The sequence below is a fragment of the Polaromonas sp. CF318 genome, assembly GCF_000282655.1.
In the GTDB taxonomy this organism is placed as follows: domain Bacteria; phylum Pseudomonadota; class Gammaproteobacteria; order Burkholderiales; family Burkholderiaceae_C; genus Polaromonas.
In genome coordinates, this window is the sequence record NZ_AKIV01000091.1 from 1 (window position 1) to 10,216 (window position 10,216).

6 protein-coding genes are annotated in these 10,216 nt (G+C 67.3%); 4 read left to right on the top strand and 2 right to left on the bottom strand.

All coding sequences use genetic code 11. The features are described from left to right. Nucleotides 1-5,289 (bottom strand): Ig-like domain-containing alpha-2-macroglobulin family protein (locus PMI15_RS17075; protein ID WP_036839609.1); only part of this gene is annotated, 5,289 nt, incomplete at its 3' end. 328 nt (nt 5,290-5,617) lie between these two features. Between PMI15_RS17075 and PMI15_RS17080 the strand changes: the two genes are divergently transcribed. Further along, nucleotides 5,618-6,139 (top strand): DinB family protein, encoded by a 522-nt coding sequence (locus PMI15_RS17080; RefSeq protein ID WP_007871807.1) that lies wholly within the window; start codon nt 5,618-5,620, stop codon nt 6,137-6,139. 66 nt (nt 6,140-6,205) lie between these two features. Here the strand turns inward: PMI15_RS17080 and PMI15_RS17085 are convergent, their stop codons facing one another. Continuing rightward, complete coding sequence (locus PMI15_RS17085) at nt 6,206-6,949, bottom strand: SDR family oxidoreductase (protein ID WP_007871809.1); 744 nt, start codon at nt 6,947-6,949, stop codon at nt 6,206-6,208. A 103-nt stretch (nt 6,950-7,052) separates the two neighbouring features. On the opposite strand from PMI15_RS17085, the gene PMI15_RS17090 reads away from it, so the two are divergent. The 3 genes from PMI15_RS17090 (at nt 7,053) to PMI15_RS17100 (ending at nt 10,092) form a co-directional block, all read left to right on the top strand. After that, nucleotides 7,053-7,964, top strand: coding sequence for an AraC family transcriptional regulator (locus tag PMI15_RS17090; protein ID WP_007871811.1), 912 nt, complete (start codon nt 7,053-7,055; stop codon nt 7,962-7,964). 101 nt (nt 7,965-8,065) lie between these two features. Beyond that, a complete protein-coding gene (locus tag PMI15_RS17095; protein ID WP_007871814.1) occupies nt 8,066-8,827 on the top strand; it encodes a hypothetical protein in 762 nt (253 codons plus the stop codon). Between the two features lie 44 nt (nt 8,828-8,871). Then, nucleotides 8,872-10,092 (top strand): hypothetical protein, encoded by a 1,221-nt coding sequence (locus PMI15_RS17100; protein ID WP_007871815.1) that lies wholly within the window; start codon nt 8,872-8,874, stop codon nt 10,090-10,092. Nucleotides 10,093-10,216 lie beyond the last annotated feature (124 nt).

The following is a 10,216-nucleotide window of genomic DNA, read 5'->3' on the forward strand; positions in this document are numbered from 1 at the left end:
GGCGGCTGCCAGCGTGGCCTTGGTCACCCCGGCCACGGGCGTGGCTTCAAATTTGGCCGAGAACTTGTCGAGGGCCAGGCCGCCCCAGAGGTTGGCCGTGGTGGTGTGCCAGGCGCCTTTTTGCTGGCGCGCGATAAAGCCGTTGGCCAGGCGACCCATGTCGTCCTTCCAGGCCGGGTCGTCCATCACGGCCAGCATCAGGCGCGCGGTGTTGACGTCGCCGTTGGTCATCAGCCACCACCAGTAGTCGTCTTTTTCGGTGCTGAAGATCAGCTTGGTGCCCTGGAAGGACAGGCGCGAGCGCAGCACCTGGTTGGCCTCGGCGATGCGCTGCTCGCGCTGCGGCGCGTCGGCCACGCGCTTGAGGATGTTGAGCCAGTCGATCACCGCATGCGTGGGCCACTGGTTGGGCGAGACGGTGATGCTGCCCAGCATGCGGCCCTGGGCCTTGCCGTAGCGCGACAGCGCTTCCAGCGCGGCCAGCTTGCGCACGTCCAGGTCCTTGCGCGGGCTCCAGAACTCGCGCTGGATACGGCCTTCCACAAACGCGATCAGGCCGCGCTCCATCGGGGCCCTGGCCTCGTCGGGCAGGGCAAAGGCCGGGTTGAGGCCGGATGCCTCATGCGTGGCGGCCAGCAGGTAGGCCGTCAGCGCATCGCTGCCGCGACTGGCTTCGCCGTCGCGCGGCGGGAAGTAGTTGGCCAGGCCGTCGCTGTCGAGGTAGGTGGGCAGCTGCGCCAGCACGGTCTGCCAGAGCTTGCCGTCGCGCAGGCCCACGGCCTTGCTGGTTTTCTGCTCCAGGCAGATGAAGGGGTACGTCGCGAAATAGTCGCGCACGCCGTCCATGCCTTCGGCCAGCTTGGGCTGCAGCGACATCTTCAGGCCGCCGCGGCCGGGCAGGGCGTCGGCCGGCGGGTTCACGTCCAGCGTGAAGCTGCCGTCCACCTGCACCAGCGTGGCCTGCTGCACCGTCAGCGGCACGGCCGGGATGATGCGCTGGCGCGCCTTGAGGCCGTCGCGCGCGCCGCTGATCGTGTCTTTGGCCTCAATCTCCCACAGGATGGCTTCGGCCCGAGTGAGCGCGAGCTGCGCGGGCGCGGTGACCATCCAGGCCACTTCGCGCGCCTCGCCGGCGGGGATGTCCACGGTCTGCGGTTTCAAATCGAGCAGGGTGGCGCGCGGGCTCACTTCGACCTTCATCGCGGCCTTGGTGGTGTTGCGCAGGGTCAGCTGCGCGCGGAACTGGTCGTCCTCGCGCACCAGCGGCGGCAGGCCGCTGATGATCTGCAGATCCTGCGTGGCGCGTATGGACGTCTGCCCGGTGCCGAAGAGGCCGGTGCCGGCGTCGGCCACGGCGACGATCTTGAAGGTGGTCAGCGCGTCATTGAGCGGCACCGTCACCACGGCCTGGCCCTTGGCGTCCAGCACTACGCTGGGGTTCCACAGCAGCAGGGTTTCCAGCAATTCACGCGTGTTGCTGCGCCCGCCGCCGCCGCCGGCCGCCACGGCCTTGCGCCCGTAGTGCCTGCGGCCAATGATTTCCATCTGCGCGGTCGAGGTCTCCACGCCCCAGGAGCGGCGCTGCAGCATGGCGCCCAGCAAGTCCCAGCTGTCATTGGGCATCAGCTCCAGCAGCGCCTGGTCCACCGCGGCCAGCGCCACTTCGGCATTGGCGGCCGGCTGGCCGTTGGGCAGCTTGGCCGTGATGGTGACCCTGGCCTGGCCGCGCACCGCGTAGCTTTCCTTGTCGGCCTTCACGCTCACGTCGAGCTGGTGGGCCTTGGTGCCCACGCGAATCTCGGCCACGCCCAGGCGGAAGGCCGGCTTGCTCAGGTCGACCAGCGCGGTGGGCGCGACGTATTCGCGGCCCTCGTACCAGAAGGAGGTCCACCACTCGCGCGGCGCCTTGTAGCCCCAGGTGAAGAAGCTGTACCAGGGCACTTCGCGCAGCCGCCCGCGCAGGGCCAGCACGCTGACATAGACGTTCGGGCCCCAGCCGTCCTTGATCTGCAGGTTGACGGTCGGGTCCTGGCCATTGAGCTGCACCACCTGGGTTTCGATCACGCCTTCGCGTTCAATCGCGACCAGGGCCGTGGCGAAGCGGAAAGGCATGCGCACCTGGAACTTGGCGGTCTCGCCGGGCTGGTAGCTCTTCTTTTCGGGCAGCACGTCCATGCGGTCGTGGTCTTCGCCGCCGAACCAGAGCTCGCCCTGGCGCGTGACGTAGACATTGCTGGCCGCCTGGATGCTGTTGCCGTCCTTGTCCTTGGCCGTCACGATGAGTTCGACCTCGCCGGGCTCGCCGAGCTTGGTGTCGCACAGCAGCAGGCCGCGCGAGTCGCTCTTGCCGCTGCAGACTTTCCCCAGGTCCTTGGTCTCGGTCTTGTTGTCGTAGGTGTAGAAGCCGCCCACCATGCGCTTGCGGCTGGTGGTGGTGATGCGCGCCACGGCCTTGACCTCCAGCGACACGTCGGCCGCGGGCTTGCCCGTGAGGTCCAGCGCCAGCGCCTGGAACCTGATTTTCTGGCTGGATGAAACCCAGCCCTCGGTCTTGATGCCGGCCACCACGGCGGCCGGCCAGACGGTGGAGACGCTGCGTATCGTCTGCACCTCGCCGTTGGGGTCGGCGTAGCTGGCTTCCATCAGCAGCTCCTGCGGCTGCCTGTGCGCGGGGATGTCGTTGATGGTGAGCTTGCCCGCGCCGTTGCGGTCCAGCGTCAGCGGCAGCTTGTCGGCGATCACGCGCTGGTCCTGCGAGGCCGTGCGTTCCTCGTTGTCCTGGTTGCCGCCGCTGTCGCGGTTGTTGCGCGGCGGCATGAAGTTGAATTCCTCATAGTCGCTGTAGCTCAAACTCTTGGCGCGAACCAGCGCCGACACGCGCACCGGCAGGTTGACGGCGCCGCCGCCAGACACATAGTTGATCTGCACGTCGGTGGGCACGGACTTCACATTGATGAGCGCCTTCTTGTCGGAAGGGTTGATGCGCCCCTCGAGTACCGGCAGGCGGAACTCCTCGACACGGAACTGGCCGCTGCTGAAGCTGCGGGCCCGGTTGCCGCGGCCCTTGCCGCTGTCGTTCGGGGCCTTGAGCTGGACTTCGTAAATACCCAGCTTGGCGGCCGGCGGGATCGCGAAGGTGTTCTCGGCGCTCAGGCCGCCGGTGGCCGTCTTGCGCCAGCTGATGGGCTGGGTGTATTGCTGGCCGCTGCCCACATGGGTGACGACCAGGGTGGCCGGCGTGCCCTCGGGCAGGCCGAAGCCCTTGCTGGTTTCGGTGCGCAGCACATGCTTCATGGACACGGTCTCGCCGGCCCGCAGCAAGGTGCGGTCGAATATTGTGTGGGCCCGCTCATCGGGCATAGGATCGCGGCTGGTCGGCACGTTAAAGCGCCAGGGTTCTATGCCCTTGTGCCAGTCGCTCCAGGTAAAAGCCAGGTCTTCAACGCCGGACACCGTGCTGCGCGCGCTGACGAAATAGGCGTTGCGGTAATCGTCGTTGTTGCTGCCCGAGCAGCGCGGCGGTTCGGACGACAGCTCGCTGAAATTCGCGATGCCCTGGGCGTTGGTGACCGCCTTGGCAATCTCGGTGCCGTTGCAGCCCGAAACCCGCACCGTGGCGCCCGCCACCGGCGTGCCCTTGTCGAGCGTGGTGACCCAGGCCAGCGAGTTCTCGCGGCCCAGCTTGAAATGCACGCCCAGGTTGGTTACCAGGGCCGAGGTGCGCACATACATGGTCCGGCTTGCACCGTGGCGCTCGTCCAGCAGCGAGCCGCCGAGTTTTTGCGAGGCGATTTCGACCACGTGGAAACCCGGCGCCAGCGGAATGCCGACGACTTCAAAGGGGCGCGGGTCGTTGCCCACGGGCTTGGGCAGGTCCAGGGTCTTCACGCCGGCCTGGCCGCCCAGCAAGGACAGCATGCGCGACTGCACATAGTCCTTGCCGCGCGCTTCCAGCGGCTTGGGCAGCGGGCCCCTGACGTCGGCGGCGGCCGCCTTGCGCGAGACCTCGTACTCGTCATAGCGCTGCACCTTGCGGAACCAGGCAATGATGTCGGCGTCGGTGCGCGGCTGCAGGTCGCTGACCTTGCCGGCGCCCGGGGCGAGACCTTTGACCTGCAGGGCCGCTTCCACATTGCGCAGTGTCACCGGCAGCAGGGCCGGGTCGCCTGGCTTGGTATTGGGTTCGGCAAAACGCTCGACGATGCCGAAGGGCGAGGCGGCGAATTTCGCCAGCGGCGGCATCGCGCCCGTGGCCACCTTCAGCGGAAAGCTGTCGGCATTGCGCAGCGTGCGGCCCGAGGCGTCCTTGAAGTCCCGGGGCAGTTCCAGCGAGAACTGGGCCTGCTCCGGGAACAGCGGCTTGAAGGTGATGTTGGTGACCACGTTGTCGCCGTCGCTGTTGCCTTCGTCGAAAAAGGGCTTGAGCGTGTCCTTGTCGCCCTTCAGGCGTATCCCCTCGGCCAGCTTGCGCGGCACCGGTGCGTTAAAGGACAGGCTCATGGGCCGCATGGGCAGGCAGGCCGACTGGGCGTTCTCGCGTTCGCAGCTGAAGGAAGCCGAGAAGGGCTCGCGCACCTGGAAGTTGTAGCGTTTTTCGACCGAATTGGGCACGCCGCTGGGCGTGCTCACGCCCTTGCCGTAGACCAGCTGCAGCTTGGTGGCCGAGCTCAGGCGCCGGTTGCAGGCCAGGGTGACGAAGCGCAGCGGCTCGCCGGCCGCGGCCTTGTCCAGGCCTTGGGATTTGAGCAGCTCCTCGCGCTCCTTGCCTTCGATCAGCTTGACGGGCACGCGTTCGCCCAGGCCTTCGACGGCGCACCAGACGTTCTCGCGAACGCTTTGCAGGGTGGCCGGGCCGTTGAGCTGCAGCAGGAAGTACTGCTCTTCGTCGATGCGCTGGTAGGTGCCGGGGCGCAGGTTCTGGATGAACGGGCCGCCGGTGTTGAACTTGTAGGAAGAGGGGCCGGCCACCGGCTGGCCCTTGGGCGACTTGAAGGTGCCGACCAGGTTCACCGTGCAGCTCACGCCGGGCGGCAGGTCGTTCTCGAATTCAAACGCCCATTCGCGCTCGTTGATCCAGCGGCCCGAACCCTTGGTGGCTTGGGCGTCACTGCAGCTCAGCGACAGCGGGGCGGGCGCCTTGGGGTCGCCGAAATTGACGGCGCCTTCATCGAACTTGGCGACGATCTGCCGGACACGCGCGACCTCGCCCTGGGGCGAGAGACTGGTGACCTGCAGGGCATGGGCATGCAGCGAGACCGCCGCGATCAGTGCCAGGGCGGCTTTTTTCATTGTTGGGCTCACGTTTCCTCCTCCTTGGGAAGGGCAAGCGTAGCCGATTTATATGTAACAAGGTATGTACGGCAAGGGGAAAATTGCCGGGGTGAACCAGGTTTTCCGCGGAGGGCGAACCAGACTGGGCAACAGGCCGGGTACAGAATGTCTTGTTTTCAATCTGCGCAAATCTGCGAAATCTGTGGAGAAAAGTCATCCGCAGATTTCGCAGATTTACGCAGATGAAGAGAATCATGATGCGAAGTCCCGTCTTCAAGTCCCGTATTCAATTTCCACCCCTGAACCGCCAAGGTGCAGCGAGATCCCACACTTCTTTGGAACACGAATGCCAAACACAACCCTTTCACCAGGCCTTTCATCCCTCAAGTCCCTGTTCGCCTACAAGGCCTGGGCCAACAAGGAGCTGTTTGCGGCGCTGGCAAGTGTCGATGCGGCGGCCTATCCCGCCCAGGCGCACAAGGCGATCCGCATCCTGAACCATGTCTATGTGGCGGATCGGATTTTCCAGGCGCACCTGCAGGGCCGTGCCCATGGCTATACGGCCACCAATACCAAGGAGACACCCGCGCTGGAGGCCCTGGCGGCGGAAGTCCAGGCGCTTGATGCCTGGTATCTTGCCTATGCCAGCGGCCTTTCGCCGGCGGCGCTGCAGGAGGAGGTCCGGTTTACTTTCACCGACGGGGATTCGGGCCGGATGCGCCGGGAGGAGATCTTGCTGCACATCATCACCCATGGCGGCTATCACCGGGGCGCGGCGGGCGAGGTCATCAGCAGCGCATCGGTGGCACCTCCGCGTGACCTGTACACCCGGTTTCTGCATGCGAGTGAGCCGGGGCGCCGCCAGTAGCCATGGACTCCACCGCCTCCTTGCGCGCGCTCAATTTGTTTAAGGCCTTCATGATGTGCGGGGCGTTTACTTCTGCTGAGACAGCGCAATCGCATCAGCCCCCGCCGGGTAGCGCAGCGTTCCGCCCGCATCGGTCACGGCGCGCCACACCGTTTCGGCCACGTCCGTCGCGGTGGTCACCGCGCTCAGATTTCCCAGCGACGCAAAAACGCTGTGCGCGAACGGCGCATAGGCCTCGGGTACCAGGCCCTGCATGCGCTCGGCCCCGTTGGCCGTGAAGCGCGTGCCCGGTCCGTAACCCGGCTCGACCAGCTTCACCTGGACATTGAAAGGCGCCAGCTCCAGCGCGAGCGATTCGGTAAAACCGGTGATTGCCGTCTTGCTCGCGGTGTAGGCCGCCACCAGCGGCATGGGCGCCAGCGTCACGGTCGAGGTCACATTGACCACCAGGCCGGCCTTGCGGGCGCGGAACTGCGGCAGCACGGCCTGGGCCATGGCCATCATGCCGAAGGTGTTGGTCTCGAAGATCTCGCGCACGGTGGCCATGGGCGTCGCCTCGAAGGCGCCGAACAAGCCCAGGCCGGCGTTGTTCACCAGCACGTCGATGGGGCCGGCCGCCTCGACAGCGGCGGCGATGCTGGCGGGCTGGGTCACGTCCAGTGCCAGCACGCGCAGGCGCTCCGAGGGCGGCAGCACGTCCTCTTGCGGCGTGCGCATCGTGGCGATGACCTTCCAGCCCTGGGCGTGGAAGTGGCGCGCGGTTTCAAGGCCGTAGCCGGAGGAGCAGCCGGTGATCAGGATGGTTTTCATGAGGGTTCCTTTGGGGGTTTGGGTTGAAGGTGCGTAACGATATCGCCCGGAATCAGGACTTACTACAATGAATAGTCCATTTTTCATTTGCTGGAGTCCTGTCATGGTCGATCCACTCGCGGAAGTCATCGCGCTGCTGAGGCCGCGCGCCGTGTACTCGAAGGTGATTAGCGGCGCCGGTGCCTGGGCCGTGCGCTATTCCGCTTTCGGCCAGCCCAGCTTCTGCACCATGCTGGAGGGCGAATGTGTCCTGGCCGTTGACGGGCAGCAGCCCCTCACGCTGTCGGCCGGCGATTTTTTGCTCATGCCGGCCACGCCCGGGTTCACGATGTCCGGTGTGGCGCCGGCGGCTCCCGTGTGGATAGCCCCCAAAACAGGGCCCGCGCCCGAGGGAGAGATCCGCCATGGCAGCCCTGAAGGCCCGCCCGACGTGCGCATGCTGGGCGGTTATTTCGCCTTTGATTCGCCCGATGCGGCCCTGATGGTCTCGCTGCTGCCGGCCGTGCTGCATGTGCGCGGCATCGCGCGGCTGCCGCTGCTGGTGCAGCTCGTGAGGGAAGAATCCCTGGAGCAACGCCCGGGCCGCGAACTGGTACTGGGGCGGTTCATCGAAGTGCTGCTGATCGAAGCGCTGCGCGGCGCACCCCTTGAAGGCGCGCCGCCGGGCCTGCTGCGCGCGCTGGCCGACACCCGGCTGGCCGCGGCGATGCGGCATATGCACGGCGATCCCGCGCGCGCCTGGACGGTGCTGGAGCTCGCGAAGAAGGCGGCGCTGTCGAGGTCGGCCTTCTTTGAGCGCTTTTCGCGCGCTGTAGGCTTACCGCCCATGGAGTACCTGCTGGCCTGGCGCATGGCCATCGCGAAAGACCTGCTGCGCCGCGGCGAGGTCGCGCTGGTCGAGGTGGCCGAACGCGTGGGCTACAGCTCGGCCAGCACCTTCAGCACCGCCTTCAGCCGCCATGTGGGGCAGGCGCCCAGCCACTATGCGCGGCGCGGATCGCCCGTCCTGGCCTAACGCTTGTCAGGCCGATATGGCGGCATGTGCGGGCCTGTGGAATGATGAGGCCTGCCCGCAGGCAGCGACCGACTATACCCAGCCACTTTTTTTTGGGGAGCATGCAATTGCCAGACGCCACACCCGTACCGGGCCTTTCATCCTTCAAGTCCCTGTTCGCCCGAAAAGCCTGGGCCGACACGGGGCTGGTTGCGGCGCTTGTCGGCACGGCATGCCTGCTGATGCCCGTGCTCTCCTGGGCCGGCGGCGCGGAATTCGCGCTGCGCTGGAGCAGCGGCGGGCCGGTTTCCGCTGAGGAGGCCGTGGCGGTGATGGGCCTGGAGGGTAGCCGCAAAGTCACGGCGTATGAGGTGGAGTACTTCATGGTGCTGGCACCGCCCGTGGCCGCCGACCCGCCGGCGATAGGCCGCAGGCGGGTCCGGTCCGACGGCAAGGTCGAGCTGACGCTCAAATACCGCAGCCCGCAGCCCTTCGGCAGCGGCTTTGACACGGAGACCGCCTGCGCCCTTGGAAAAAACACCAGCGTCAAGCGGGAGACCGATATTTCGGTACTCCAGACGCTGGAACCCAGCCGGGCCTATTCGATTTCCTGCGAGCGTGAAGCGAAGAAGACGCTCGATTTTCCCGAAGCCATGCGCGCGAAGGCGATGGGGTGCAGGAACCGCATGAAACGCGTCAGCGTCGGCGCGTTCAAGGTGGAGGAATGGCAACTCCCCCAGGGCCGGCTTCTGGAAGTGTCCATGCCGGGGAGTGACACGCCGCAGGATCTCGCGCTCTTCATGGCCAAGGTCAAGCCCTTGCTGGACAAAGGCGTGGTGGTCGTGGATCGCAGCAAGACCCAGGCGGGAAGCGGCTGCAGCTAGAAGCTCAAACCCGTCGTATTTGCAAGGCGGTGTAGCCTACGCCCATGGATTCCCTGATCACCGCCTCTTCGCGCGCGCTGGCCGCCGGTGATGCGCTGGGCGCACTCAAGCGGGTGGCGTTGCGCGACGACCCGCCGGCGCTGGCCTTGCGCGGCATTGCCATGGCCCAGCTGGGAGAGCACCCGCGCGCGCGTGAACTGCTCAAGCGCGCGGCGCGCGGCTTCGGCGCGCATGAAGCCTTGTCGCGTGCCCGCTGCGTGGTGGCCGAGGCCGAGGTGGCGCTGGCCATGCGCGACTTTACGGGCTCGCCGCGCGCGCTGGCGGCGGCTTCCGCCACGCTGGATGCGCATGCCGACCATGCCAATGCGCTGCAGGCCTGGCTGGTCATGGCGCGCCGGTTTTTGTTGCTGGGCCGGCTCGAGGAGGCCAGGGCCGCGCTGGCGCGGCTCGATGCGCGGGGCCTCAGGCCTTCGCTGAGGGCGGTGGCCGAATTGACCGCGGCCGAGCTGGCGCTGCGCTCGCTGCGGGTCGGCCAGGCGCGCCTGGCGCTGGCGCGCGCGCAGGCGGCGGCCGAGCGTGCGCAGGTGCCGGCGCTGCAGGCCGAGGTGGCGGAGGCAAGGGCCGCGCTCGACAGGCCCGCGGCCCGGCGGCTCACGTCGGGTGGTGAGCAGGCGCTGCGACTGGACGAGGTGTCGGCGCTGCTGGCCTCGGATGCGCTGGTGGTTGATGCCTGCCGGCACGGGATAGGCGCCGGCGGGCAGTGGCGGCCGCTGGCGCGCCGGCCCGTGCTGTTCGCGCTGGCCCGCGCGCTGGCCCGGGCCTGGCCCGGCGACGTGGAGCGCGAGGCCCTGATCGCGCGGGTGTTTCGCACCCGGCACCCTGATGAGACGCACAGGGCGCGCCTGCGGGTCGAGATAGGCCGGCTGCGCGCGCTGGTCAAGCCGCTCGCGGCGATTGAGGCGACCGGGCGGGGGTTTATCCTGAAACCGCTGGGCGGGCGCGACGTGGCCGTGCTGGCGCCGCCGCTGGACGGCGACCAGGCCTCGCTGCTGGCGCTGCTGTCGGACGGCGCGGCCTGGTCCACCTCGGCACTGGCGCTGGCCCTGGGGGCCAGCCAGCGCACCGTGCAGCGCGCGTTGGCCGAACTGGAAGGCGAGCAGCGGGTGCGCTCGCTGGGGCGGGCAAGGGCCCAGCGCTGGCTGGCGCCGCCGCTCGCGGGATTCACGACGATCTTGTTACTCCCCGCTTCGCTGCCGATTGGATAGAGTTGACTTTAGAACCTGTTCACGACCTAAACGAGGCCGCGCAAGTACCTTCTCGGGATGGGATGCAAGGCGCGGTGCGACGCCCATAGCACGGCTATGGGTTAGCGCCGCAACGCCGCAGACC

Coding starts and splice junctions, on each gene's coding strand:
- PMI15_RS17090 (WP_007871811.1), top strand. CDS start 7,053: ATGGTCGATCCACTCGCGGAAGTCATCGCGCTGCTGAGGCCGCGCGCC.
- PMI15_RS17085 (WP_007871809.1), bottom strand. CDS start 6,949: ATGAAAACCATCCTGATCACCGGCTGCTCCTCCGGCTACGGCCTTGAA.
- PMI15_RS17100 (WP_007871815.1), top strand. CDS start 8,872: ATGGATTCCCTGATCACCGCCTCTTCGCGCGCGCTGGCCGCCGGTGAT.
- PMI15_RS17095 (WP_007871814.1), top strand. CDS start 8,066: ATGCAATTGCCAGACGCCACACCCGTACCGGGCCTTTCATCCTTCAAG.
- PMI15_RS17080 (WP_007871807.1), top strand. CDS start 5,618: ATGCCAAACACAACCCTTTCACCAGGCCTTTCATCCCTCAAGTCCCTG.